Annotated in this window: 18 protein-coding genes; 12 read left to right on the top strand and 6 right to left on the bottom strand. The window is 71.8% G+C overall.

Features of this window, described 5'->3' with window-relative positions; genetic code table 11:
• The first annotated feature begins 483 nt into the window (after positions 1-483).
• The 4 genes from ACSMXX_RS07910 to ACSMXX_RS07895 all read left to right on the top strand — a co-directional run bounded on the left by ACSMXX_RS07910 (position 484) and on the right by ACSMXX_RS07895 (position 7,297).
• Positions 484-2,934: an MMPL family transporter gene (locus ACSMXX_RS07910; protein ID WP_473183319.1), complete on the top strand. Its 2,451-nt coding sequence runs from the start codon at positions 484-486 to the stop codon at positions 2,932-2,934.
• Positions 2,915-3,544: a hypothetical protein gene (locus ACSMXX_RS07905; protein WP_473183318.1), complete on the top strand. Its 630-nt coding sequence runs from the start codon at positions 2,915-2,917 to the stop codon at positions 3,542-3,544. The genes ACSMXX_RS07910 and ACSMXX_RS07905 overlap by 20 nt, the downstream gene beginning before the upstream one ends.
• Before the next feature lie 355 nt (positions 3,545-3,899).
• The gene (locus ACSMXX_RS07900) at positions 3,900-4,064 is read left to right on the top strand and encodes a hypothetical protein (RefSeq protein WP_473183317.1); all 165 of its coding nucleotides are present in this window, start codon (positions 3,900-3,902) and stop codon (positions 4,062-4,064) included.
• Between the two features lie 83 nt (positions 4,065-4,147).
• The gene (locus tag ACSMXX_RS07895) at positions 4,148-7,297 is read left to right on the top strand and encodes a helix-turn-helix transcriptional regulator (RefSeq protein WP_473184685.1); all 3,150 of its coding nucleotides are present in this window, start codon (positions 4,148-4,150) and stop codon (positions 7,295-7,297) included.
• Between the two features lie 83 nt (positions 7,298-7,380).
• Here the strand turns inward: ACSMXX_RS07895 and ACSMXX_RS07890 are convergent, their stop codons facing one another.
• From ACSMXX_RS07890 to ACSMXX_RS07875, 4 genes are all read right to left on the bottom strand, one after another.
• Entirely contained in the window at positions 7,381-7,641 is a 261-nt protein-coding gene (locus ACSMXX_RS07890) for a DUF6191 domain-containing protein (RefSeq protein ID WP_473183316.1), read from the bottom strand.
• Positions 7,632-7,838, bottom strand: coding sequence for a DUF6191 domain-containing protein (locus ACSMXX_RS07885; RefSeq protein WP_473183315.1), 207 nt, complete (start codon positions 7,836-7,838; stop codon positions 7,632-7,634). The genes ACSMXX_RS07890 and ACSMXX_RS07885 overlap by 10 nt, the downstream gene beginning before the upstream one ends.
• A gap of 39 nt (positions 7,839-7,877) precedes the next feature.
• The gene (locus ACSMXX_RS07880; RefSeq protein ID WP_473183314.1) at positions 7,878-9,077 is read right to left on the bottom strand and encodes a PQQ-dependent sugar dehydrogenase; all 1,200 of its coding nucleotides are present in this window, start codon (positions 9,075-9,077) and stop codon (positions 7,878-7,880) included.
• A 111-nt stretch (positions 9,078-9,188) separates the two neighbouring features.
• Entirely contained in the window at positions 9,189-10,199 is a 1,011-nt protein-coding gene (locus tag ACSMXX_RS07875) for an aldo/keto reductase (protein WP_473183313.1), read from the bottom strand.
• Positions 10,200-10,303: 104 nt separating this feature from the next.
• Here ACSMXX_RS07875 and ACSMXX_RS07870 point away from each other — a divergent pair, with 104 nt between their 5' ends.
• From ACSMXX_RS07870 to ACSMXX_RS07845, 6 genes are all read left to right on the top strand, one after another.
• Positions 10,304-11,281, top strand: coding sequence for a 2-hydroxyacid dehydrogenase (locus tag ACSMXX_RS07870; RefSeq protein ID WP_473183312.1), 978 nt, complete (start codon positions 10,304-10,306; stop codon positions 11,279-11,281).
• A 489-nt stretch (positions 11,282-11,770) separates the two neighbouring features.
• Entirely contained in the window at positions 11,771-15,256 is a 3,486-nt protein-coding gene (locus ACSMXX_RS07865; RefSeq protein WP_473183311.1) for a putative bifunctional diguanylate cyclase/phosphodiesterase, read from the top strand.
• Positions 15,257-15,493: 237 nt separating this feature from the next.
• On the top strand, positions 15,494-17,362 hold the full coding sequence (locus ACSMXX_RS07860) for an acetolactate synthase large subunit (protein ID WP_473183310.1): 1,869 nt from the start codon (positions 15,494-15,496) through the stop codon (positions 17,360-17,362).
• A gap of 102 nt (positions 17,363-17,464) precedes the next feature.
• Positions 17,465-17,989, top strand: a complete 525-nt coding sequence (ilvN, locus tag ACSMXX_RS07855) for an acetolactate synthase small subunit (RefSeq protein ID WP_473183309.1) — start codon at positions 17,465-17,467, stop codon at positions 17,987-17,989.
• A 145-nt stretch (positions 17,990-18,134) separates the two neighbouring features.
• Positions 18,135-19,133: a ketol-acid reductoisomerase gene (ilvC, locus tag ACSMXX_RS07850; protein WP_473183308.1), complete on the top strand. Its 999-nt coding sequence runs from the start codon at positions 18,135-18,137 to the stop codon at positions 19,131-19,133.
• Positions 19,134-19,297: 164 nt separating this feature from the next.
• Positions 19,298-19,921 (top strand): histidine phosphatase family protein, encoded by a 624-nt coding sequence (locus tag ACSMXX_RS07845; RefSeq protein ID WP_473183307.1) that lies wholly within the window; start codon positions 19,298-19,300, stop codon positions 19,919-19,921.
• Between the two features lie 36 nt (positions 19,922-19,957).
• Here ACSMXX_RS07845 and ACSMXX_RS07840 read toward each other — a convergent pair whose 3' ends face one another.
• Positions 19,958-20,584, bottom strand: coding sequence for a DJ-1/PfpI family protein (locus ACSMXX_RS07840; protein ID WP_473183306.1), 627 nt, complete (start codon positions 20,582-20,584; stop codon positions 19,958-19,960).
• Between the two features lie 111 nt (positions 20,585-20,695).
• Positions 20,696-21,706, bottom strand: coding sequence for a GlxA family transcriptional regulator (locus ACSMXX_RS07835; protein WP_473183305.1), 1,011 nt, complete (start codon positions 21,704-21,706; stop codon positions 20,696-20,698).
• A 178-nt stretch (positions 21,707-21,884) separates the two neighbouring features.
• On the opposite strand from ACSMXX_RS07835, the gene ACSMXX_RS07830 reads away from it, so the two are divergent.
• Together ACSMXX_RS07830 and serA are read left to right on the top strand one after the other, a co-directional pair.
• Positions 21,885-24,653: a beta-glucosidase gene (locus ACSMXX_RS07830; protein ID WP_473183304.1), complete on the top strand. Its 2,769-nt coding sequence runs from the start codon at positions 21,885-21,887 to the stop codon at positions 24,651-24,653.
• Between the two features lie 263 nt (positions 24,654-24,916).
• A complete protein-coding gene (gene serA, locus ACSMXX_RS07825) occupies positions 24,917-26,506 on the top strand; it encodes a phosphoglycerate dehydrogenase (RefSeq protein ID WP_473183303.1) in 1,590 nt (529 codons plus the stop codon).
• The last annotated feature ends 63 nt before the right edge of the window (positions 26,507-26,569 follow it).

Below are 26,569 nucleotides of genomic sequence, written 5' to 3'. Positions count from 1 at the left end.
CGGCCGAGGACCGCTGCGGTGGCTCCGACGCGGCCGGGATGTCGCCAGGCGTACGTCGTCGGGGCGCCGTTCGGCAGGGTTCGGCGCGGACGTTTCCGCGGCGCGGAGCCCGCGGGTTGCCAGGGGTGCTGCTCCGTCGGCGGCGGGGTGCAGGGGCTGAGCCCTGCCGGGGTGCGGGCGGAGCCCCCGGCACGCACATTCTTCGCGCCCGCACACGGTCCCGCGCCCGGTAGCCGTACGGGATGACCTGCCGTAACGCCAGGGTGGAGGCCCGTTTGTGGCCATGAACACAAAGGTGGCAAAGGATCTTCTTCCGGTGTCACTCTGCCAGGACGGAACATCACGACATCATCACGATGTGTCCCCTCGGCCTAGCAGCCTGGGGACCCCCACACCCCGCTCGCCCGCTCGGCACCGTACGGAACGCCCGACCCGGGGAGACCGCCCAACGCCCCATCTCACCGGGAAGAGGTCGAAGCACCTATGACGGCTATCGCTCGCTGGTGCCTGCGCCGCCGTCTTGCCGTGATCCTTCTCTGGTGCGCCGTCCTGGTGGGCGTCGGCGCCTCCGCCCTCTTCTCCGGTTCGGCGTTCTCGAACCAGTACGACGTACCGGGCACCGAGTCCGGGCGCGCCAACACGCTGATCAGCGAGAGCTTCCCCGGCCGTGACGGCGACAGCGACACCGTCGTCTGGCACACCGGCAAGGGCACCGACGCGTCCACGGACAAGGTCCGGGACACGCAGGTCGAGAAGACCATGGACCGGACCCTGAAGGACATCGCGGATCTGCCCGGGGTCGCATCCGTCCAGAGTCCCTACGGCAGTCCCGGCGCCGGCGACCGCGGCGAGCAGCAGGACCGCATCAGCCGCGACGGCCGCACCGCCTACGCCACGGTGACCTTCGACGCCGCCGTCGAGAAGCTCGACAAGAAGGACGTGGAACGCGTCGTCGAGACCGCGCAGGGCGCGGGCGAGGACGTGCCGGGCATGGACGTAGAACTCGGCGGTCCCGGCATCGCGGTGACCGAGAAGCAGGAAGGCCATCTCAGCGAGGCCGTCGGCATCGCCGTGGCGGCCGTCGTGCTGCTGATCGCATTCGGCTCGCTGGCGGCGATGCTGCTGCCCCTTGTGACGGCGCTGGTCAGCGTCGGCACGGCCATCCTCGGCATCGGGCTGCTCAGCCATGTGATGACGGTGGCCGACTTCGCGCCGATGCTCGGCACGCTCATCGGGCTCGGCGTCGGGATCGACTACGCCCTCTTCATCGTCACCAGACACCGCCGCGGCCTGAAGGAGGGCATGCCCGTCGAAGAGGCGGCGGAGCGGGCCGTCGCATCGGCGGGCCGGGCCGTCGTGTTCGCGGGAGTGACGGTGTGCATAGCCCTGCTGGGCATGCTGGTGCTGCGGCTGAGCTTCCTGAACGGGGTCGCCGTCGCCGCCTCGCTCACCGTCGTGCTCGCCGTGCTGTCGTCGGTGACGCTCGTGCCGGCGCTGCTGGGCGTCATCGGCAAACGGGCACTCAGCAGGCGGGAGCGGCGCAGGCTCGCCGAGCACGGGCCGGACGTACCCGCCGACCTGCACTCCGAGGAGGACGCCGGCGGGACCACCGGCGGTGCCGGCAGTACCGGCAGTACCGGAAGCAACGACAGCAACGGCAGCACCACCGGAGGCCGCCGTCGCCGTGCCTCTGTGGCTGCGCGCTGGTCGTCCTTCGTGGCGCGTCACCCGCGGCTGCTCGGCGGTATCGCCGCCGTGGTGATGGTCGTGCTGGCGGTGCCCGTGACCGGACTCCAGCTGGGCACGTCCGACCAGGGCAGCAACCCGGGTACGGCCACCACCCGGCAGGCGTACGACCTGCTCTCGGACGGGTTCGGGCCGGGAACCAACGGGCCGCTCACGCTCGTCGGCGAGATCGACGACGCCAAGGCGAAGCTCGAATTCGAGAAGCTGCCCGGCGAGCTGCGCGACGTCCAGGGCGTCGCACACGTCTCCGGAGGGGAGCTGAACGCCGGCGGCAGCACGGGCGTCATCACCGTCGTACCGGAGAGCGGACCGCAGGCCGAGAGCACTTCGCAGCTCGTGGACGACCTGCGCAAGGACGTACTGCCCGAGGCGACCGGCTCCAGCTCGCTCGACATGCAGGTGGGCGGAGTGACCGCCGCGCACGACGACTTCGCCTCCGTGATCCTCGGCAAGCTGCCGCTCTTCGTCGGCGTCGTCGTCTCGCTCGGCTGTGCGCTGCTCCTCGTCGCCTTCCGGAGCATCGGGATTCCGCTCAAGGCGGCGCTGATGAACGTGATGGCGGTGGCCGCCGCCTGCGGAGTCGTCGTCGCCGTCTTCCAGTGGGGATGGGGCAGCGGCCTGATGGGGCTCGGCGGCTCCGGCCCGATAGAACCGTTCCTGCCAGTGATCATGGTCTCCGTGCTCTTCGGCCTGTCGATGGACTACCAGGTCTTCCTCGTCAGCCGGATGTACGAGGAGTGGCGTCTGACGGGCGACAACTGCAGATCCGTACGCGTCGGACTGGCGGAGACGGGACGGGTGATCAACTCCGCCGCCGTGATCATGATCGCGGTCTTCGGAGCGTTCGTGCTCAGCGGCGACAGGATCATCGCGATGTTCGGCATCGGCCTCGCGGCGGCCGTCGCGCTGGACGCGTTCGTGCTGCGCACGCTTCTCGTGCCGGCCCTGATGCACATGCTGGGCAGCGCCAACTGGTGGCTTCCACGGTGGATGGACCGGTGGCTCCCGCGCATCAGCATCGAGCCCGAGGCCGTCCCCGAAACCGTGCCCGAAACGGTGCCCGAAGGGGTGCCGGAACCGGTGGGCGCAGGCGTCGGCGCGACGGTTCCCGCCCAGCGGTTCCGGACTCTCATCGGACTCTCAGAAACGGCCCCTACGGTGACGCCCCATGGCTACCGAGACGACTAAGACCGACAAGACCGAAGCGGCCGGCGCCACGCCGCAGACCGCCTCCGACAAGGACACCACCGACAAGGCCGAGGGCACCGCGGCCGGTACGGCGGCGGACGACACCCGTGCCGAGACCCTCTCGGACGACGGCCTCGACGATGACGCCGCGGACGAGACGGTCCCGGCGACCGCCGTGCGCAGCGGTGGATTCGGCGCCGGCGCCGCCGCCGTCGTCAGCGCCGGGCTGGGCTTCGCCTCCATCTCGGGCACCTCGCTCAGCGAGATGCTGCGCGATCGCAAACAGCTCATCGGGCAGATCGAGAGCAGCGCCCAGGGCCCGCAGGGCGGCGGCGGTGGCGCCGACCAGATCAACGCGCTCTACGGCGCTCCCTGGCATGCCACCGCTCTCGTCAACGGCCTCTTCGCCCTGCTCGCCGTCCTCGTTGGCGGTGTGCTGCTGGCGGTCGTGGCCAAGCGTGCGGACACCCGCTCCTGGGTGAAGGCGGTCTCGCTCGGCGGGGTCGTTCTCGGCGCGATCGGCCTGCTCGTGGCCGGCGGCATGTACTTCGACCTGTTCGCCGCGGCGCCCGAGGTGCCGAGCACGCCCACCGCGCCGCCCGCCCAGTGACCCTCGCTCACTTCTGACGGAACAGCCGGCCGAGGGGGTGTTTCTCGGGTCGTCGCGGGCCCGCGGAGATCCGGGAAACACCCCCGCACCGCCCGCGTACGGGACCTATGTCCCGTGACGGGCGGCTCAGCCGTGCCCGGACGCATGACGGGAAGCCGTACACGTCCCGGCTCCGCCCAACGAATCCGGCTCCGGCATGAGACGTCCCGTCCCGGCCTAAGACGTGCGGACCCGGCGCCTAAGGCCCCCGCTGCCCGGAAGACCGGGCAGATGCCCGATGTGCCGGCCCCCCTTGGAAGACGACTGTGGAGACAGCGAAAAAAGCAGTCGATCGGCACAGACAGGGGAGTCGGAGATGTACTACGGCCACGAGGCAGGGTTCCTGCGCATCGCCGAGATGCGGCAGAAGGCGGCGGCCGAACGCCGCGCCCGCGAGGTCAGCGAGAACGGCCAGCAGCACGGAGAGGTGTCGGCCCGCCAGTCGCGGCGTGCCCGGCGTTTCTGGCTCAGGACCGCGTGAACTCGGCGCCGGCGCCGCCACCCCGCATAGAGCCCGGTGCGGCGCCGGAGGAGAAGGCGCCCGAGGAGAAATCGCCTGCCGCGATGTCGGTGGCAGGTGCCATGCTGGGCGACGTGCCCAGCTCATCCACCATCAGCCCCGTGTTCGTCGGCCGCGAAGGCGAGCTGACGACGCTCACGGACGCGCTCGCCCGCGCCGGCGCGGGCGAGCCGCAGGCATTGCTGCTCGGGGGCGAGGCAGGCGTCGGCAAGAGCCGTCTGCTGGAGGAGTTCCTGAGCGCCGCACGAGCCGCCGGAGCCGTCACCGCTGTCGGCGGCTGTCTCGAACTGGGCGCGGACGGGCTGCCGTTCGCGCCCTTCGCCACAGCTCTGCGCCGTATCCACCGCGCCGTGGGCGAGGCCGAGCTGGCCGCTGCCGCCGCCGGCAGGGAGGCCGAGCTGTCGCGTCTGCTCCCGGACCTGGCCTCCGCGCCGGCACCGGGCAGCCGGGGAGCCGCGCGCGACAAGTCGTACGACGAGGAGGACGGCCGCGCCCGCCTCTTCGAGCTGACGGCCCAGCTCCTGGAGCGCCTGGCCACCGACCGTACGGTCGTGATCGCGTTGGAGGACCTGCACTGGGCGGACCGCTCCACCCGTGAACTCCTCGGTTATCTCTACCGCTCGGTGCAGACGTCACGGCTGATCCTGCTGGCGACGTACCGCTCGGACGACATCCACCGCCGCCATCCGCTGCGTCCCTTCCTGGCCGAGCTGGACAGGCTGCGCAGCGTCCGCCGCATCGAGCTGCCCCGGCTGAGCCGCGTGGAGGTGCACGCGCAGATAGCCGGAATCCAGGGCGTGCCCGAGCCCGATCCCGAGCTGGCCCGCGTCGTCTTCGAACGCTCCGACGGCAACCCGTTCTTCGTCGAGGAGCTCATAGCGAACTGCGCCACCTGCGGCATCAGCGACTCCCTGCGTGACCTGTTGCTGGTGCGGGTCGAGGCGCTTCCCGAGCCCGTGCAGCAGGTGCTGCGCACCGCCGCCCAGGGCGGCTCCGCCGTCGAGCACGCCCTGCTGGCCGCCGTCTGCGAACTGCCCGGGTCCGAGCTGCTGGACGCGCTGCGCGTGGCCGTGGGCGCCCAGGTGCTGCTGCCCACCGACGACGGCGACGGCTACCGCTTCCGGCACGCCCTGCTGCGCGAGGCCGTCGGCGAGGATCTGCTGCCGGGCGAGGCCGCCGCCCTCAACCGCCGCTACGCGAAGGCACTGGAGACCGACCCCTCGCTCGTACGGTCGGAGCAGTGCACGACGCGCCTGGCGTACTACTGGTACCACGGCCGCGACGCCGCCAAGGCGCTGCCCGCAGTGCTCGCGGCGGCCGTCGAGGCCCGCCGAAGGCATGCCTTCGCAGAGCAGCACCAGCTGCTGGAGCGCGCCATCGAGCTGTGGCACGAGGTCCCGGAGGAGGTACGCGAGCGGCTGCGTCCCATGGACGAGGCCGAGGTCTATCCCCGCCCCGCGGACTGCCCCGAGGCTCCCTCCCCCGGGGCTCCCGGCTCCGAAGACCTGGCCGCGGAGTCGCTGTCGTTCATGGACCTGCTGGCCGAGGCCGTCGTCGCCGCGCGCACAGGCGGGGAGGTCGAGCGTGCCCTCGCCCTGACCAGACGCGCCCTCGACCTGCTCGACGAGCGTACGGACCCGCTGCGTGCCGCCTGGTTCTGGGTCAGCCGCTCCAAGAGCGTCGAGGCCCTGGGCCGCGGCGACGGCTGGGACGAGATCGGCCGTGCGCAGGAGCTGGTGCGCGGTCTGCCGCCGTCGGCCGTCCATGCGGACGTGCTGGCCTGCGCCGCCGCCTGGGGCGTGATGCACCGCCCGGGCCCCGACGCCATGAGCACCGCGGTACGGGCAGTCGAGCTGGCCCGCGTCGTCGGCGCGACCACGATCGAGCTGCAGGCGCGCGTCACCCTGGGCATCCTCATGGCCCAGTCGGGAAGCCTGGACGCGGGCATCGGCGAGATGACCAAGGCACGCGAACAGGCCCTGGAGGCGGGCGCGTTCGGAGTCGTCGGCCGGGCCGACATCAACCTCGCCACCGAGCTGGAGTCCATGGGCCGCTCCAGTGAAGCCGTCGCCGCCGCCGTCCGCGCCGTGGACACGGCGGTGACGCACGGACGCCCCGACCTGTGCGGCTTCGCGCTGGGCAACCAGGCGGAGTCGCTGTACGCGATGGGGGAGTGGGCGGAGGCCGCAAGGATCACCGAGGAGGCGTCGGCCGCCGCACGCTCCGCGGAGACAAGGGGCTTCGCCGCCCTGATGAAGGCCCATCTCCAGCTCGGCCGGGGCGACTTGGCGGCCCTGGAGTCGGCGGCGGAGGCCGCGCGTGAAGTGATGGGCAGCTATGCCACTGCGGCGTACGCCGCGGTCCAGCTCCGGCATTTCGCACTGGAGGTGGCCGCCGGGCGCGGTGATTTCGCCCGTGTACGGGCGGAGTTGAGGGCCGCGCTCGCCGCGGGCTTCTCGCCGGGCACGCACCGCTACGCCTGGCCGCTGCTGCACGCGGCCGCCGTGCACGAGGCCGGCCTGCGCGGCCTGCCCGCCGCCGAGGACGGGCGTGCCGAAGTGCTCGAGGAGCTGCGTACGGCCGTACGCCGGCTGCCCCACCCGGCGCGCGTCTGGGAGGCTCACTCGGCGCTGGCCGCCGCGGAGATCAGCCGGGCGGAAGGACGTTCGTCGCCCGGGGAGTGGCAGGCGGTGACGGAGGCCTTCGAGACGCTGGAGCGCCCGTACCACCTCGCTCTGGCGCGTCAGCGCTTGGCGGAGGCGCTGCTGGAGGACGCGGCCGCCGGCCGTGAGGCGCGGGAACACGCGAACGAGCTGCTGGCGGCGGCGCACGAGGTCGCCGCACGGCTCGGTGCCCAGCCGCTGCGCACCGAGATCGAACAGCTCTCGCTGCGGGCGCGGCTGCCCGCCGCCCCGGCCGCGTCCCCGAACGGACGGGACGCCTCCGCGCAGCCCGAGGAGCCGGCCGACACCTTCGGGCTGACGCAGCGTGAGCGGGACGTGCTCCGCCTCGTGGCGGACGGGCGCAGCAACAGGCAGATAGCGGAGCAGCTGTTCATCTCGCCCAAGACGGCGAGCGTCCACGTGTCCAACATCCTGGCGAAGCTGGGCGTCGGCGGACGAGGCGAGGCGGCGGCGATGGCGCACCGCCTGCGGCTGCTCCCGGACGCGGACACACGTCCGGCCGCTGGCTGAACGGGAGTTGGGGCCGGAGGGCCGGAGCCGCGGTGACCGACGGGCGACGACGGGCGGCGGCCCGGAACCGGATCCGGGACGCCTCAGGGGAGGTCCGGCGGGCCGCCGTCACCGCCGGTGTCGTCGCCGTCGGACTCCTCTTCGAGCTTCGGCCGCGCCGGAAGGATCGCGTGCTGCTCCTGGAGCGCGATGACGATCCTGCCGGAGCCGAGGTCGACGGGACCGCAGCCGCGCTGGTTGCTGCCGTCGGCCGCGCCTTCCATGACGTACGTGTGATCCAGCCGCTGCTTCTCGTGCTGCATGTGCTGCTGGCTCGGGAAGAACAGGTCGTCCGCTATGCCCATGGCCGGCTCCCGCCGTCGTCCTCGTCCGTGTCCCGCTGTTCCGGGGGCCGGATCAGCACGCGTCCCGAGGAGAGATCGATCGGACCGTGCCCCGGATCGGTGCTGCCCTCTTCGACCCGTGTGTGCTCCAGCCGCCGGCGTTCGTCGTCGGTGTGCCGTCGGCTCGGGGAGAAGAGCTCCTCGATCAGGTTGAACATCGGTCCTCCGCTCGACCGTCCTCCGACGGAGCGGGCTGGCTAGCTCACCTTCAGCTTCAGGATACGGTCATCGCCGCGTTGCGGGCTGCCGCGTCCGTCCCTCTCGCTCGTCATGAGCCACAGGCCGCCGCTGCCGTCGGCGACGACGGTGCGCAGCCGCCCGTACTTGCCGTCCAGGAACGACTGCGGGTCCGCCGCCGAAGTCGTGCCCTTCAGCGGGATGCGCCACAGCCGTTCGCCGCGCAGGCCCGCCATCCACACCGAGCCCTTGACGATCGCGATGCCGCTCGGGGACGCCTCAGCCGTACGCCACTGCTCGACCGGGTCGACGAAGCCGGACTCCCCGGCCCGTCCCTCGGCCTCCGGCCAGCCGTAGTTCTTGCCGCTGCTGATGACGTTCAGCTCGTCCCAGGTGTTCTGCCCGAATTCGCTCGCCCAGAGCCGCTTCTCCGCGTCCCAGGCGATGCCCTGCACATTGCGGTGGCCGTAGGTGTAGTAGACGGAGTCGGACTCCGGGTTGCCCTGGCCGGGAGGTTCGCCCTCGGGCGTCATACGGAGGATCTTGCCGCCGAGCGACTTCTTGTCCTGGGCTAGGCCGCCCTGGCCTGATTCGCCCGTACCTGCGTAGAGCATCTTGTCGGGGCCGAATGCGATCCGGCCGCCGTTGTGGATCTCGCCCTTGGGGATGCCCTTGAGGACGGTGTCGGGCGCGCCGAGCTGGTCGCCGGGGGACTTCTCCGGGTCGTAGTTCATGCGGACGATGCGGTTGTCGGACGCCGTCGTCAGATACGCATAGACCATCTTGGCGTTGTCGGGCGGCACGGCGATGCCGAGCAGCCCGCCCTCGCCGCTCGCCTGCACGCCCGGAACCGTACCGAGCACGGTCTTCTTGCCGTTCCGCTCGTCGACGCGGACGATTCTTCCGTCGTCGCGCTGGGAGACGAGCAGGCCGTTGCCGGGCAGCGGCGCCAGCCCCCAGGGTGTCTTGAGCCGCGTCGTGATGGTGCGTTCCACCTTCACCGAGCCCTTCGCGGGAGCTGCCGACGCCGTCGCGTTGGGGCCCGTCTCCGCCGTGGGAGAGGCAGACGTGGACTTCTCCTCGGAGGGGCCGCCGGAGTCGTCGGAGCAGCCCGCCGTCAGCAGCGCCAGGGCGGCGAGCCCCGCGGCGGCGGCTCGAACGGACGGCAGATTGCGGCTTCGCACGGTCAGCGCCTCCCGGTGTCGGTGTGCTCCGGTCACAGTGTGAGCGGTGAACTCAGCACACCACATCCGTAACGGCGCCGTCGGGCACAGCGGAAGTTCCCGTACGGATGCACGTACGCGGCCGTCGTCGCGGGTCTGCCGGAGGAGCTACTCCCACGAACCCTGTGCGTCGGGAAGCGCGTCCAGTTCGGCCAGGTCGGCGGGGGTGAGTTCCAGGTCCGCCGCGGCGGCGTTCTCGGTCACCCAGCGCTCCTTCTTCGTGCCGGGCAGCGGGACCACCTCCCGGCCCTGCGCCAGCAGCCAGGCGAGCGCCACCTGAGCGGGCGTCACCTCTCCGTGCCGCTCCGCGACCCGGCGCAGGCCCGCCACGACGGGCTGGTTGGCGGCCATCATCTCGGCGGTGAAGCGCGGGTGCCGGGCACGTACGTCGTCCGTCTCGAAGCCGCCTCCCGGGGTGAGGGTGCCGGTCAAGTAGCCGTTGCCCAGCGGCATCGCGGCCATGAACCCCACACCGTGCGAGACGCACCACGGCAGCAGCGAGTCCAGCGCCTCCCGCGACCAGACGGCGAGCTCGGCCTGCACGCCGCTGACGGGGAAGACGCCCTGCACCCGCTCCAGTTGGCGGACCGTCGCGGCGTGTATGCCCGAACCCGCCGTCACCGGCCGGTTCCTGTGGTCAGCGCGCGCGCCGACGGCGCTGAATCCCAGCGCCCGTACCTTGCCCTCGGTGACCAGCTCGGCCATCGCACCCCAGGTCTCCTCGACGGGCACCTCGGGGTCGGCACGGTGCAGCTGATAGAGATCGATGAAGTCCGTCTGCAGCCGGCGCAGCGACGCGTCGCAAGCCCGTTTCACATAGCCGGGGCGGCCGTTGGCGACGATGTGCTGCTCGCCCACGAGCAGCCCGCACTTGGTGGAGACGAAAGCGTCCGCGCGGCGCTCCTTGAGGACCCGCCCGATCAGCAGTTCGTTGGTGAACGGCCCGTACATGTCCGCCGTGTCCAGCAGCGTCATGCCGCGGTCGAGTGCGGCATGGACCGTACGGAGCGACTCCTCGCCGCTCTGCTCCGACGTGGAGTACGCCCAGCTCATCGGCATGCAGCCGAGGCCGATCGCACCCACTCCGAGCGCTGCCGCGCCGATCGTCCTGCGCTCCACCTGGACCGACTCCCCTCTGCCGGCCCCCAAACTAACGCCTGCCTGCGACGGTGTCCGACGAGGCTCCGTCCCTCACTCCTCCGGACAGGGCCTACCCTCTGACCATGGCACCATCACCGGCACCGCAGGACTCCGGGGCACCGGACGCCACAGACGTCTGGCTGCCGATTCCGCCCGCCCAGATCGAAGGGCTCCCCGAGGGCTTCACGTACCACTTCTGGGACGGCGACGAGGAGTTCCCCGCCGACCCGGCCGACTGCTGCTTCTACGTCGTCCCGTACATGAAGGGCCAGGCCGTGTCCGTGCGCCCGCTGCCGGAGATGCGGCGGCTGCGCGTGGTGCAGACGCTGACGGCGGGGATAGACCACGTGGCGGGCGCAGTGCGGGACCTTCCGCCCGGGACGCTGCTGTGCAACGCCCGGGGTGTGCACGACGCTTCCACCGCCGAACTCGCGCTCGCTCTCACGCTGGCGGCGCTGCGCCGGCTGCCTTCGTTCGTACGGGCTCAGGACGCCGAGGAGTGGAGCCCCGGCGTGTACGACGCGCTCGCCGACAAGTCCGTGCTCATCGTCGGCTACGGCGCGATCGGTTCGGCCGTGGAGGAGCGGCTCGTCCCCTTCGAGGTCGAGGAGGTGACGAGGGTGGCGCGTACGCCGCGTGAGGCGCCGCGCGGGCCGGTGCACGCGATGGACGCTCTCCCCGGACTGCTGCCGCACGCCGACGTGGTGATCCTCTGCACGCCCCTGACCGAGGAGACGAGGGGCCTGGCCGGAGCCGGTTTCCTCGCCCGCATGAAGGACGGCGCGCTGCTGGTCAACGTCGCGCGCGGGGGAGTGGTGGACACCAAGTCCCTGCTGGCGGAGGTGGATTCGGGCCGGCTGCGCGCCGCGCTCGACGTGACCGATCCCGAGCCGCTGCCGGCGGGGCACCCTCTCTGGCACGCTCCGGGCGTGCTCATCACCCCGCACGTCGGCGGTCCGACGACCGCGTTCCTGCCGCGTGCCAAGCGGCTGCTGCGCGCTCAGCTCGGCCGCTGGGCCCGGGGTGAACCGCTGGAGCACACGGTGGCCGTCGCCGAGTGACCCGGGGCGCGGGGGAGTTGGCCCGGAGGGCGCCCCGTAGACCGTCCGCGAGTGCGCCCAGGCGACCCTCTGCGAGGGCGCCCCGGAGACCTCCGCGAGGGCGTCCCGAAGGTGTCGCGGAGGTGTTCCCGAGGCGTCCGGCAGGAGCTCCCGAAGCGCTCCAACACCCCTGAAAAATACGCTCCGGAGGCGTACGAACGCTCGCCGTGTCCGCAACGTGCCTGGTCGTCACGTTCTGTATCGGGACTATGTCCCTCTGTGACGGTTCTGGTGTATCGTCCAAGAGGGGGGCGAACCCGGACACGAGGGGGGCGACGGGCGAATGCGCGGTCAATGGACGAACTGCCGGTGGACGAAGCGTCTTACACCACGGACACCCTGCCGTCGGCCGGTCCCGCAGCGGGACCGGAGCGCGGAAGTGCCCGTGTGCCAGTGCCCCGTCCGCGCGCACCGGAGGTCCGAGAGGCCCCGGTCCCGCAGGGGGACACGATGACGGCCGGAGGCGCGGCCACGCGCCAGGGCATCGTAAGGACCCCGGCCGGTGCGCCGGCCTTCGCTCCGCCCTCCACGCAGCCGGGCGCTCCGCACGCCGGTGAGGTGCCGTCGGGCGGCAGGCCGGGGGGAGTTGCGGCACCGGCGGTGAGCGGCGCACTCGCCCGTGACGGGGCCGCGCTGCGCGGAAGCGCCGCTGCCCCGTCGGGCGCCTCGCGGACGGTGAGCGTGCTGCCGCAGCTGCTGCTCGTCGTCCTGTGCTGCGGCTATGCGGCAGGCGCCGCGGTGGGATGGGGTTCCGAGCAAGTGTCGCTGGTCATGGGCGACTTCGGGCTGAGCGCCGCCGGACTGCTCGCCGCCGCCTCGTGCGTACGGTATGCGCGCGCACACCGCGGCACCCAACTGGGCCCCGCCTGGATGCTGTTCGGCCTCTCCTCGCTGATGGCGGCCGTCGGCAACGCGGTCTGGGGGTGGTACGAGGTGGTGCTGCACCTGCCAGTGCCGCGTCCCTCCGCCGCCGACTTCTGCTTCCTGCTCTTCGCTCCGCCCGCGATCATCGGCCTGCTGGTGCTCGCCAAGAGGCCCGTCACCCGGGCCGGATGGGTCTGCCTGGGCCTCGACTCGTGGCTGATCGGCGGTTCGCTGCTCACGATCTCCTGGTCGCTGGCGCTCGTCCACACGGCGTACTGGGAGGGTGACTCGGTGGCGCGAGCGGCGCTCAGCCTCGCCTATCCGCTGCTCGACATCGTGCTGGTGAGCATGGTGCTGGTGCTGCACTTCAGGCGCTCCGCCGCACACCGTTCGGCGATCAACACGGCCATCGGCGCCCTCGCGCTGACGGTGCTGTGCGATGCGCTGTTCACCTCGCCGCTGCTCCGTGAGCACTACACCTCGGGGCAGTTGCTGGACGCCGGGTGGTTCGCGGGCTCGCTGCTGCTCGCGTACGCGCCGTGGGTCAAGGGCGAACGGGAGGCCGCGCAGGGCGGCAAGGTCCGCAACGGGGGGGCCGCCGGTCCGGGCGCGCCCGCCGGTGCCGGTGCCGTCGGGGTGCAGGAGCGGGAGACCGCCCCGGACGGCGTCAGCCCCAGCCGCCCGATCGCGGGGTCGCTGACCGCGCTCACGCCGTATCTGGCCGCCGCCGTCTGCACGTTGGGGATCCTCTACAACGCGGTCTCGGGGCGCGAGATCGACCGCGTGGTGCTCTTCACCGCCTGCACGGTCGTGCTCGCCCTGGTCGTTCGGCAGGGCATCATGCTGCTGGACAACATCAGCCTCACCCAGGAACTGGCGCAGAAGGAGAACCACTTCCGCTCGCTGGTCCAGGGGTCGAGCGACGTCATCATGATCGCTTCGCCCACCGGGATGCTCCGCTACGTGTCTCCCGCGGCGGCCGGGGTCTACGGACGGGACGGCGACGCCCTCATCGGCTCGGAGCTCGCCGCGCTGATCCATCCCGAGGATCTCGCCCGTGTGCTGCACGAGTTGCGCCGTTTCCTCGCGACGCCCCCGCAGCAGGAGCCGTCGACGCGGATCGAGTGCCGCTTCAGGCACGGCCGCGGCCACTGGCTGAACGTCGAGTCCACGGTCAACCGCTACCGCAGCGGCCTCATCTTCAACAGCCGGGACGTGACCGAACGCGTCCGTCTCCAGGCCCAGTTGCAGCACAACGCGTCGCACGACCCGCTCACCGACCTGCCCAACCGGGCCCTGTTCACCGAGCGCGTGCGCAAGGCCCTCGTCGGACGACGGGGCGGGGACAGCGAGCACGCCGTCCTCTTCATCGACCTCGACGGTTTCAAGGCGGTCAACGACAGCGTCGGCCACCAGGGCGGCGACGAACTGCTCGTGGCGGCGGCCCGCCGGCTCCAGGAGTCCGTCCGGGCCGGAGACACCGCTGCCCGCCTCGGAGGTGACGAGTTCGCTGTGCTCATCCTCGGCGACGGCAACCCGATCACCCACTCCGACGCCGAACGTGAGCAGCGCATCCACGAGATCGCCGACCGGCTGCGCATGACGCTCTCCGAGCCGTACAGCGTGGAGGGCCGGGAGGTGCGGATCGCCGCGTCCATCGGCATCGCCTTCGCCGAGCCCGGCATCTCGCCCACCACGCTCATGCGCAACGCGGATCTGGCGATGTACCGCGCGAAGCAGGCGGGCAAGGCCAGGGTCGAGCTGTACGCGCCACGGTTGCAGGACGGCACACCCGGCAAGTCCGGCGCGCACACGGCCGGTGTGCCTGGGTCGGCGGGCGTGACCCGCGAGGACCACGAGGCGGGCCGTGAGAACCACGAGCCCGCCCGCGAGGGCCGTGGGCCGGGCCACCGGCCTGGCGACACCGCGAAAAGGCCAGCGAGGGCCGCGGCCGCGCAGCCCGGCAGCGAGTTCATGCTGCTGCACCAGCCCGTCGTCGAACTGACGGGCGGCAAGATCACGGCGGTCACGGCCCATCCACGGAAGCGCTCCGCACAGGGCGTCCTGTTCACCCCGGCCGAGTTCCTGCGTCCGGGAGGCGGGGCGGTGGGCGGGGGCGGCGGCAAGAGCGACGGGAGCAGCGGAGTCCGGTCCGGCGCGGCGGCCGAGTCCGGGCACCGGCTGCTGGAGGAGGCCGTGCGGCAGGCGGTGGCACGGCACGGCGCGGGGTTCCCGGTGCCCGTCTCCGTACGGCTGCCCGCCTTTTGCCTCACCGAGCCGGCACCCGGCAGCCGCACCGTCGAAGCGGTGCTCGCGCCCCGGGAGGAGCTGCCGCCGGGGTCGCTGATCCTGGAGCTGACGGGCGCCGACACACGCATGGCCCTGGACGAGCTGGAAGCGAGACTGAGCGCGCTGCACCGCCTCGGCGTCCGTATCGCCCTGGACGGCTTCGGCAGCGGGCCGCTCGCGGTGTCGGCCTTGCGGCGGCTGCCCGTGGACGTCGTGAGACTCGAACGCACCCTCGTCGAGGGCGTGGTGGACTCCGTCCGGCAGCGCAAGATCACCAAGGGCCTGCTGCGCATCGCGGACGACCTCGGACTGACGTCCGTCGCCGAAGGCCTCGACCTGCCCGAACAGGCGGTCAGACTGCGGGAGATGGGCTGCACCCACGGCCAGGGCGCGGTCTTCTCGGGGCCGCTCGACGAGCACCGCTTACGTCACGCGCTCTCCCGCGGGGTGCTGCCGGTGCCCGAGGAACGCACGCCCGCGCGCGGAGCCCCCGCGTGCGGGCGCCCGGCGGGTTCGGCGGGTGGCCCCTCACCGGGAGGCCCCACGCCGGGTGGCCCTTCGCCGGGAGGCTCGGCGACGGGCGGCCGGAGCGGCCACGCTCCGTCCGGCCGTGGCGGCGGCCGCTCGGTCGTGGTCGCAGGCGCCCTGCCCGTAAGGTTGCAGGAACGGCGCGAGAGCATGCCGCCGTGGCTGGTGTCGGGGGACAGCCGGGAGCAAGTGGAACCGGTCACAAAGGCGCCCTCCCCGTGCCCGCATGCTGAGACGCGTGTCCCACCCACTTGACACGGAAAGTGCGCCGGGGGAGGGTCTGTGCCATGCGCACCCGAATTCTCGTACTTGGAAAGCGCGTCGACTGACCGGGTCCACACCACCGACCCGCGATCCCAGCGACGCGCTCCCCTCGCTTGCCTCACGGCACGAGGGGTTTTTTGTTGCACAAGCGCCGGAGACAAGCTCCACCACTCAGCACCAACCGCACAAATCGAGCGTCAACCCTCACTCTCCGAGAAGAGATCACCGATGACCGAGCAGTCCACCGCGGCACCGAAACCCCAGCCGCGGGCCCGCACCGTCGGACAGCAGAAGGCCGCGCCGGCCGTGATGACGGGCGCCCAGTCCCTCATCCGTTCTCTCGAGGAGGTCGGCGCCGACACCGTATTCGGCATTCCGGGCGGGGCGATCCTTCCGGCGTACGACCCGATGATGGACTCCGCCCGCGTCCGCCACGTCCTGGTGCGGCACGAACAGGGCGCCGGCCACGCGGCCACCGGTTACGCGCAGGCCACGGGCAAGGTCGGGGTCTGCATGGCCACCTCGGGCCCGGGTGCCACCAACCTGGTCACGCCCATCGCCGACGCGCACATGGACTCGGTGCCGCTGGTCGCGATCACCGGGCAGGTCGCCTCCGGCGCGATCGGGACGGACGCCTTCCAGGAGGCGGACATCTGCGGTATCTCCATGCCCGTCACCAAGCACAACTTCCTGGTCACCGACCCGGACGAGATCCCGCGCACGATCGCCGAGGCATTCCACATCGCCTCGACCGGCAGGCCCGGGCCCGTCGTCGTCGACATCGCCAAGGACGCGCTGCAGGGCCGTACGGTCTTCAACTGGCCGCCCGTGCACGACCTGCCCGGATACCGCCCGGTGACCAAGCCGCACGCCAAGCAGATCCGCGAGGCCGCGAAGCTGATCGCCGAGGCCCGCCGTCCCGTCCTGTATGTCGGCGGCGGTGTGATGAAGGCGCAGGCGACCGGCGAGCTGAAGATCCTCGCGGAGCTGACCAAGGCGCCCGTGACGACCACGCTGATGGCTCTCGGATCCTTCCCGGACAGCCACCCGCAGCACCTGGGCATGCCCGGCATGCACGGCAGTGTGGCGGCCGTCACGTCGCTGCAGAAGGCCGACCTGATCGTCGCGCTCGGCGCCCGTTTCGACGACCGGGTGACCGGCAAGCTCGACTCGTTCGCGCCGCTCGCCAAGATCGTGCACGCCGACATCGACCCCGCAGAGATCGGCAAGAACCGCGCCGCCGACGTGCCGATCGTCGGTGACGCCCGCGAGGTCATCGCCGACCTGGTGGTGGCCGTGCAGGCCGAGCTGGGTGAGGCGCCCGCCGGCAGCGCTGCCTCAGCCGGGTACGAGGACTGGTGGAAGCAGCTCGACCGCTGGCGCGAGACGTACCCGCTGGGATACGACCTGCCCGAGGACGGCAGCCTCTCCCCGCAGCAGGTCATCGAGCGCATCGGCGAACTGGCCCCGGACGACACCGTCTACGCGGCGGGCGTCGGCCAGCACCAGATGTGGGCCGCCCACTACATCGGCTACGAGCGGCCGGCGACCTGGCTGAACTCCGGCGGCCTGGGCACGATGGGGTACGCCGTCCCGGCCGCTCTGGGCGCCAAGGTCGGCAGGCCGCAGAGCACCGTCTGGGCCATCGACGGCGACGGCTGCTTCCAGATGACCAACCAGGAGCTGGCCACCGCCGCGATGAACGGCGTGCCGATCAAGGTCGCGATCATCAACAACGGTGCGCTGGGCATGGTCCGCCAGTGGCAGACGCTCTTCTACAACCAGCGCTACTCCAACACGAAGCTGCACACCGGCCCCGGCGAGGATGATCCGCAGCAGCCCAACAAGGGCACGCGCTGCCCCGACTTCGTGAAGCTGGCCGAGGCGATGGGCTGCGTCGGCATCCGCTGCGAGGACCCGGACGAGCTGGACTCGGTGATCGAGAAGGCCAACGCGATCAACGACCGTCCGGTCGTGGTCGACTTCATCGTCCACGAGGACGCGATGGTCTGGCCGATGGTGGCCGCAGGCACCTCCAACGACGAGGTCATGGCGGCGCGGGGCGTCCGTCCCGACTTCGGCGACGACGAAGAGTGAGCACGGAAGCAGTGCCGTGACCGGCAACTTTGCCCGACAGGGCAAAGGTTGCCGGGAGGGGCACTAGGCAGGCTCATGGCAGCTCAGGAGAAGGAACGACGAATGTCCAAGCACACGCTCTCCGTCCTGGTGGAGAACACCCCGGGCATCCTGGCCCGGATCGCCGCGCTGTTCTCCCGCCGCGGCTTCAACATCGACTCGCTCGCCGTCGGCGTCACCGAGCACCCGGAGATCTCCCGCATCACGATCGTCGTGAACGTGGAGGATCTGCCGCTGGAGCAGGTGACCAAGCAGCTCAACAAACTCGTCAACGTTCTCAAGATCGTTGAGCTGGACCCGGCATCGGCCGTCCAGCGTGAACTCGTTCTGGTGAAGGTCCGTGCCGACAACGAGTCACGCTCCCAGATCATCGAGATCGTCTCGCTCTTCCGCGCCAAGACCGTGGATGTCTCGCCGGAGGCCGTCACCATCGAAGCCACCGGCAGTAGCGACAAGCTCGACGCCATGCTCAAGATGCTGGAGCCGTACGGCATCAAGGAGCTGGTGCAGTCAGGGACCATCGCCGTCGGGCGCGGCGCCCGCTCCATCACAGACCGGAGCCTGCGCGCGCTGGACCGGTCCGCATAGGGGGCGTAGCCCCGCGGCACCGGTCGGTGACCCCTCGCCGTCCGCGCCGCCCGGCCGTCGTAGGTTGGGCGGTCCAACCCCTTCGAGAACCCTGAAGAACGACCCCGGGGGAGCCCCCCGGACCCCGAAAGAGGAGATTTCCCAAGTGGCCGAGCTGTTCTACGACGACGACGCCGACCTGTCCATCATCCAGGGCCGCAAGGTGGCGGTTCTCGGCTTCGGCAGCCAGGGCCACGCCCACGCGCTGTCCCTGCGCGACTCCGGGGTCGATGTGCGGGTGGGCCTGCACGAGGGCTCCAAGTCCCGCGCGAAGGCCGAGGAGCAGGGCCTGAAGGTGACGACGCCGGCGGAGGCCTCGGCCGAGGCCGACGTGATCATGATCCTGGTCCCGGACCCCATCCAGGCCAGGGTCTACCAGGAGTCCGTCGCCCCGAACCTGAAGGACGGCGACGCCATCTTCTTCGGGCACGGCCTGAACATCCGCTACGACTTCATCAAGCCCCCGGCCGGTATCGACGTGTGCATGGTCGCCCCGAAGGGCCCGGGTCACCTGGTGCGCCGCCAGTTCGAGGAGGGCCGCGGCGTGCCGTGCATCGCCGCCGTCGAACAGGACGCGACGGGGCGGGCGTTCGAGCTGACCCTCTCCTACGCCAAGGGCATCGGCGGCACGCGCGCCGGCGTCATCAAGACCACCTTCACCGAGGAGACCGAGACCGACCTCTTCGGTGAGCAGGCCGTGCTGTGCGGCGGTACGTCGGCGCTGGTCAAGGCGGGCTTCGAGACCCTCGTGGAGGCGGGCTACCAGCCGGAGATCGCGTACTTCGAGTGCCTCCACGAGCTGAAGCTGATCGTGGACCTCATGTACGAGGGCGGGCTGGAGAAGATGCGCTGGTCCGTCTCCGAGACCGCCGAGTGGGGCGACTACGTCAGCGGCCCGCGCATCATCAACGACCAGGTCAAGGCCGAGATGCGCAAGCTGCTCGACGACATCCAGGACGGCACGTTCGCCAACAAGTGGATGCAGGAGTACAACGCGGGCCTGCCCAGGTACAACGAATACAAGAAGGCGGCCAACGACCACCTCCTGGAGACCACGGGCCGCAAGCTGCGCAAGCTGATGAGCTGGGTCGACGAGGACGCGTAACCCGCGCCGCACGGCGCAGACCTGCCGCCGTGCCAGGGCCCGCCGCCGCGTGCCCCGTCCAGCCGCCGTCCGGCGGGGGCGGGGCACGCGTGCGCGGAGCGGGCCCGGCGCGCAGCGCAGCCGACGTACCTCGACGTGCCGAGCCGTACAGGGGGATGCCGAACATGACCGGTACTGCCGTCCGTTACCTCTACCTCGCGCGGCACGGAGAGGCCTCACCGGACGACGGACGGCTGACCGAGGCGGGCCGCCGTCAGGCCGTACTGCTGGGTGAGCGGCTCAGCCGCAGCCCCCTCTCCGTGATCCTTCACGGGCCGCTTCCGCGTGCGGAGGAGACCGCACGGCTGGTCCACGGCCGGCTCCGCGGCGTTCCGCTGAAGTCCTCGGAGACTGCCGGGGATTACGTGCCGCACGTGCCGGAGAGGGACGAACTCCCCGCGGAATCGGCGGACTTCGTGCTCGACCGGCTTGCGGGGCTGCCCGCCGGGGAGTTCGACGGCGGCCCGGAGCAGGCACGCCGGGCGCTGACGGCGTTCGCCGGACCGGCCGAGGGCGGCGAACCGCGCCACGAACTCGTCGTCACCCACACCTTCCTCATCGGCTGGCTGGTCCGTGACGCCCTCGACGCACCCGAGTGGCGCTGGATGGGTCTCAACCACGCCAACGCCGCGCTGACCGTGATCCGTTACGCGCCCGGACGGCCCGCCTCGCTGCTGCTCTTCAACGACACCGGGCATCTGCCGCCCGAGCTGCGGTGGACGGGCCGGCCACGCGAGATCGACGTCTGAGGCCACATCCGGGAAGCCGCCCGGGGACGCGCTCCCTCAGGGCCCGGGAACCGGTGCCCCGCTGATGAGCTCCACCAGCGCTGCGGGGGCCTTCTCCGGCGACCCGGCGTCGTACGGCGGCTGGGGGTCGTACTCGATCATCAGCTGTACGGCCTGTGCGTGCTCGTCGCCGGCGATCCTGCCGGCGAGCGTGAGCCCCATGTCGATACCGGCGGACACTCCGGCGGCCGTCACGTATTTGCCGTCGAAGACGACCCGCTCCCGCGACGGCTCTGCCCCGAATTCCGTCAGCCGTTCCAGGGTCGTCCAGTGGGACGTGGCCCGGCGGCCGTCCAGCAGTCCGGCGGCCGCGAGCAGCAGCGAGCCGGTGCACACCGAGACCGTCCAGGTGGAGGCCGCGTCGACCGTGCGCAGCCAGTCGAGCACCGCCTCGTTCCGCACGTCCGGATCGGGGCCGCCCGGGACGATCACGATGTCGGGACGTGTCACGTCAGCCAGGGGCTTCGCGGCCACCAGCGAGAGGCTGCGGTTGTCGTCGAGTACGGGACCGGCCTGTTCGGCGACGAAGACGGTCTCAGCGCCCGGCAGGGGGCCGAGCGTCTGATAGGGGCCCACGGCGTCGAGGACCGTGCAGTTGTCGTAGAGGAGGATCGCGATCTGCATGATGTTCCCTTCGATGGGTCGGATCGGCAGTGCCGGATTGGCAGGGTCGATTGGCAGGGTCGGATCGGATGGTCGGGTTCGGACAGTCGGTTCGGAGCGCCGGTCTCCCGCTCAGGCCCCGCCCGTTGTGAGGTGCTCGCGTGTGCCGCCCGTGTGCCGGAAGCGGCGCCGGTATTCGGCCGGTGCCGACCCCAGCACCCGGACGAAGGCGCGGCGCAGGGCCTCCGGGGTGCCGTATCCGCAGGCGCGCGATATCTCGGCGACGCTGCCGGTGCTCTCCTCCAGGAGCCTGCGGGCCTGTTCGAGCCGTACCCGGTCGACGTAGCGGCCGGGAGTCATGCCGGTCTCGGCGAGGAAGGCGCGGGCGAAGTGCCGCGGCGAGAGCCGTGCCCGCTCGGCGAGTGCCGCGACGGACAGATCGCCGTCCGTGTGCTCGCTGATCCACTGCTGGACCTCTCGCAGCGGTTCCCGCCGAGCGCTCTGCGCGGACAACTGGGTGCTGAACTGCGCCTGGTTTCCCGGGCGGTGCAGGAAGACGACGAGATGGCGCGCGACGTCGAGTGCGACATCGCGGCCCAGATCCTCCTCGACGAGCGAGAGCGCGAGATCGATCCCCGCCGTCACGCCGGCGGAGGTGGCGACATGACCGTCGCGAATGTAGATGGGGCCGGCGTCCACCTCCGTGTCCGGATGGCGGCGGGCGAGCGTATCGCTGTACGCCCAGTGGGTCGTCGCCCGGCGGCCGCGCAGCAGCCCCGCCTCGGCGAGCAGCATCGCGCCGGTGCAGACGGAGACCAGGCGCCGGGCGGAGGGAGCTTCGTCGCGCAGCCAGTCGATCAGGCGTCCGTCGGGTGCACGGGTGCCGTCACCGCCCGGCACCAGCAGCGTGTCCGGCACGGGGGCGTCGGCGAGAGCGAGGTCCGGGACGAGAGTGAGACCGCTGGAGGTGCGGACCGGTCCGCCGTCGGGCGAGGCCGTCCGCAGACGGTACGCACCTGGGTCGCCGGCGGACAGGCAGGCGCCGGCGAAGACCTCGACCGGGCCTGTGACATCGAGGCTCTGGACGTCGTCGAAGACGACGACCAGCACGTCTTCACCGCTTCTTCGGGGTCGCCCGTACATGGACCCGATTCTTCAGCTCATCCCGGATGTCAGCAATGACTAAGTTCCCACCTTTACTGCCATGCGCGGCTGCCATGCACCGCTGCCACGCGTCCCTGCCTCGCGCTGCTGCCACGCGTCCCTGCCACGCAGTCCGTGACCGCGGTTCGGAAGGGCACTCCTGGGGAGGATGGCTGCGGTGAGGCGGCCGGGCAGCCGCAACGACGTACACCGGGAGCCGTTGATGACCCTCGCGGGCAGGCCCGATCCGTCCGGGCAGCCGACCGATGACCGACTCGACGCGCTGGTGGGCGGGTCGAGCCTCGAAGAGCGCGTGCGTGTGCTCACCGGTGAGACCACGTGGACGCTGTATCCGCTGCCGTCCGCCGGGTTGCGGGCCCTGACCGTCTCCGACGGGCCGATCGGTGTGCGGGGCAGGGGACTTGAGCCCACGACGTCGGCGCAGATGCCGGCGCCCTCGGCTCTGGCCGCCACCTGGGACGAGGCGCTGGCAGGGGAGTTGGGCACGCTCGCGGCCGCGGAGGCGCGCGCGAAGAGCGCGGACGTCGTGCTGGCGCCCGTGGTCAATCTGCAGCGGACACCGGTCGCCGGACGTCACTTCGAGTGCTTCTCGGAGGATCCGCTGCTCAGCGGCCGCATGGCGGTCCCGTACGTCGCCGCGGTCCAGCGTGCGGGCGTGGGCGCGTGCGTCAAGCACTTCGTCGCCAACGACTCCGAGACCGAACGCACCGTCTACCGCTCGCGGTTGAGCGTCCGCGCCCTGCGCGAGGTGTATCTGGCGCCCTTCGAGAGGGTCGTGAAGGACGCCGGGGTGTGGATGGTCATGGCCGCCTACAACGGCCTCGAGATGGGGTTCCCCTGGACCCGCCAGGGTCCAGGGGAAGGGTCTCCCCGACCCCGCCGGGGACCGGGGGAGGGCACGGGGGAGGCGGCGCCCGCCACCGAGCACCGCGGGCTGCTGCGCGAACTGCTCAAGGAGGAATGGGAGTTCGACGGCGTCGTGGTCAGCGACTGGCTCGCGACGAAGAGCACCGTCGCCGCCGCACGCAACGGGCTCGACCTCGTGATGCCTGGCCCAGGCGGCCCCTGGTCCGACTCCGACGCCCTGCTCGAAGCCGTACGCGCCGGCGAGGTGCCCGAGGAGGACATCGACGACAAGGTGCGCCGCATCCTGCGGCTCGCCGCCCGCGTCGGCGCGCTGCCGGACCTTGCGGAGGGAGCCGGGGACCCCGGCCCCGGCCCGGATCCGGCCCCCGGCGCGGACTTGCCGAAGGAGGTGCCGTCCGGGCACCAGCCCGCCACGCGGGCCCTGCTGCGCCGCGCCGCCGCCCGCGCCACGGTCGTACTGCGCAACGAGGACGGCCTGCTGCCGCTGCCGCAGGACACCGCCGGCATCGCGCTGATCGGGGCCAACGCCCTCGACCCCTTCGTACAGGGCGGCGGCAGCGCGCACGTCACGCCGCCGCATCTCAGCCGCCCGCTCGACGCGCTGCGCGAAGCGTTCCCGTCGGCTGTAGTCACCGCCCACCGGGGCGGACGCACACTGCGTCACGCGCCGCTGGTGGAGGCGTCCGCGCTGGACGGCGGCTCCGTACAGCTCACGGTGCACTCCGCCGACGGCCGGCAGCTCTGCGCCCTGACCCGCACCGCCCCCTGGGACGGCGCTCTGCGCGAACTGCCCGCGGACGCCGAGTCCGTGCGGATCCAGGCACGGCTGCGGCTCGACGAGCCCGGTGAGCACCTGCTGGAGGCGGCCCCGGTCGGCGCTCACCGCGTCGAGATCGACGGCACTCTGCTCAGCGAGAGCACCCACCACGTGGCCGAGGAGGTCCTGCTCGACCAGTCCGCGGGCCACCCGGAGGGCCATGTGCGCCGCGTCGCCGTCGAGGAGCCCGGACTGGAGCTGACGGTGTCGGCGACGGTGCAGGTCGTCGACCTCGGAGCGTTCGGCCGCTTCGCGCGGATGGAACTGCGCCACCTGCCGCCGGAGCCCGGCCCCGGCGAGGAGATCGCCGAGGCCGTGGAGGCGGCCCGGCGGGCGGAGACCGCGGTCGTCGTCGTGGGCACCAATCCGGAGGCGGAGTCCGAGGGCTGGGACCGCAAGGGGCTCGGACTGCCCGGCCGGCAGGACGAGTTGGTGCGCCGCGTGGCCGAGGTCAACCCGCGTACGGTCGTGGTGGTCAACGCCGGCGCGCCCGTACTGCTGCCATGGCTGGACGAGGGCGCGGTACGGGCGGCGCTGTGGTGGTGGCTGCCGGGCCAGGAGGCCGGCGGCTCGCTCGCCGACGTGCTGACCGGCGCGTGCGAACCGTCCGGGCGGCTGCCCTGGACGCTTCCGGCGGCCGCCGGCGACGTACCGGTGCCCGACGGCGTCCCCCGCGACGGCGTGATCGACTACACCGAGGACGTGGACGTCGGCCACCGCGGCTGGGACCGTCTCGGACGCGAGCCCGCCCGTGACTTCGGCCACGGCCTCGGCTATGCCGACTGGTCCTACGGAGAGCCGTCCGCCGGCCCTTGGCGCGAGGGTCAGGCGCTGGAGGTGACGGTGCCCGTGCGGAACACCGGCGACCGCCGCTCCCGCGAGGTCGTGCAGGTCTATCTGGAACCGCCGCGTGGCTCCGCGGGGGGAGAGCAGCCGGAGCACCACCGGCCGCTGCGCCTGCTCGCGGGCTTCACCGTTGTGGAGGCGGCGCCGGGCGAGACCGTACGGGCCGCGGTCACCGTCGAGCCGCGCGCCTTCGAGGTGTGGGACGAGGCCCCGCACGCCTGGATCACCCCGGCCGGCGAATACCGCCTGCTCGCGGCGCACTCCAGCCGCGACGTGCGGGGCGCGGTGAACCTGCCCGCGGGCGGCGGCTCCGCTTCCGAGGAGGGGCCTGCCCCCGCATCCGGCACCGATCCGGGCGGCCCTGCCCCCGGCCCCGGCGCGCACCAGCGCACATGACCGGTACCGTGCACCGGTCCGTAGCTGATCGTTTACGGGGAGGGGCAGCCCGCACCGCGCGTACGTAGCTACACTGCACGAACAAGCCGAGCGCGCCACAGGCTCACAGCGTCGTGCGTCTGCCCGCCGCCGCCCCGCGGGGATACCCCCTCACCGTCTACGGTCGCCGGGACGCGGCCGTTGCCTCCCCGCCGCTGCCTGCAGCGAGGACGATCCTCCCCCTGGGCCTTCGGCCTGGGAGGTGCCCCCAAACTGGAGACCACGTGAGCAAACCCGTAGTACTGATCGCCGAAGAGCTCTCGCCCGCCACCGTCGACGCCCTCGGGCCGGACTTCGAGATCCGGCAGTGCAACGGCGCCGACCGGGCCGAACTCCTCACCGCCATCGCCGACGTCGACGCGATCCTCGTGCGCTCCGCGACGAAGGTCGACGCCGAAGCGGTGGCGGCCGCACGGAAACTCAAGGTCGTCGCCCGCGCCGGCGTCGGGCTCGACAACGTCGACGTACCGGCCGCGACGAAGGCCGGCGTGATGGTGGTGAACGCCCCCACCTCGAACATCGTCACCGCCGCCGAGCTCGCCTGCGGTCTGCTGATCGCCAGCGCCCGCAACATCCCGCAGGCCAACACCGCGCTGAAGAACGGCGAGTGGAAGCGCAGCAAGTACACCGGCGTGGAGCTGAGCGAGAAGACCCTCGGCGTCGTCGGCCTCGGCCGCATCGGCGTGCTGGTGGCACAGCGGATGTCGGCGTTCGGGATGAAGGTCGTCGCCTACGACCCGTTCGTGCAGCCCGCCCGGGCCGCGCAGATGGGCGTCAAGCTGCTCTCCCTGGACGAGCTGCTGGAGGTCTCGGACTTCATCACCGTCCATCTCCCCAAGACGCCGGAGACGCTCGGTCTGATCGGCGACGACGCGCTGCACAAGGTGAAGCCGAGCGTCCGCCTCGTCAACGCCGCCCGTGGCGGAATCGTCGACGAGGCCGCGCTGGCCTCCGCCCTCAAGGAGGGCCGCGTCGCGGGCGCGGGCCTGGACGTCTACGCGAGCGAGCCGTGCACGGACTCGCCGCTCTTCGAGTTCGACCAGGTCGTGTGCACCCCGCACCTGGGCGCCTCCACCGGCGAGGCCCAGGAGAAGGCGGGCATCGCGGTCGCCAAGTCGGTGCGTCTGGCGCTGGCGGGCGAGCTCGTACCCGACGCCGTCAACGTCCAGGGCGGCGTCATCGCCGAGGACGTACGTCCCGCGCTGCCGCTTGCCGAGGGCCTGGGCCGCATCTTCACCGCGCTCTCCGGCGAGGTCGCGGTCCGGCTCGACGTCGAGGTGTACGGCGAGATCACGCAGCACGACGTCAAGGTGCTCGAACTCTCCGCCCTCAAGGGAGTCTTCGAGGACGTCGTCGACGAGACCGTGAGCTACGTCAACGCCCCGCTCTTCGCGCAGGAGCGCGGCGTCGAGGTGCGCCTGACGACCTCCAGCGAGTCCGTGGAGCACCGCAACATGGTGACCGTGCGCGGCACGCTCGGCAGCGGCGAGGAGGTCTCGGTCTCCGGCACCCTGACCGGGCCCAAGCACCAGCAGAAGATCGTCGCCGTCGGCGAGCACGACGTCGATCTGCCGCTCGCCGAGCACATGGCCTTCTTCCGCTACGCCGACCGTCCCGGCATGGTCGGCACCGTCGGCCGCATCCTCGGCGAGGCGGGCATCAACATCGCCGGCATGCAGGTGGCGCGCGCCACCGCGGGCGGCGAGGCGCTGGTGGCACTCACCGTCGACGACGACATCCCGGCTCCGGTCCTGGCCGAGATCAAGGGCGAGATCGGGGCGACGTCCGCCCGCAGCGTCGATCTCTCCGACTGAGGCCGGCGCCTCACCCGTTGCGCGCCCGGACCGTGGGCACACGGTCCGGGCGCGCGCACGTCG

It is taken from the genome of Streptomyces sp. DSM 116795, assembly GCF_055792905.1.
This window is presented reverse-complemented; position numbering and strand designations above follow the sequence as displayed.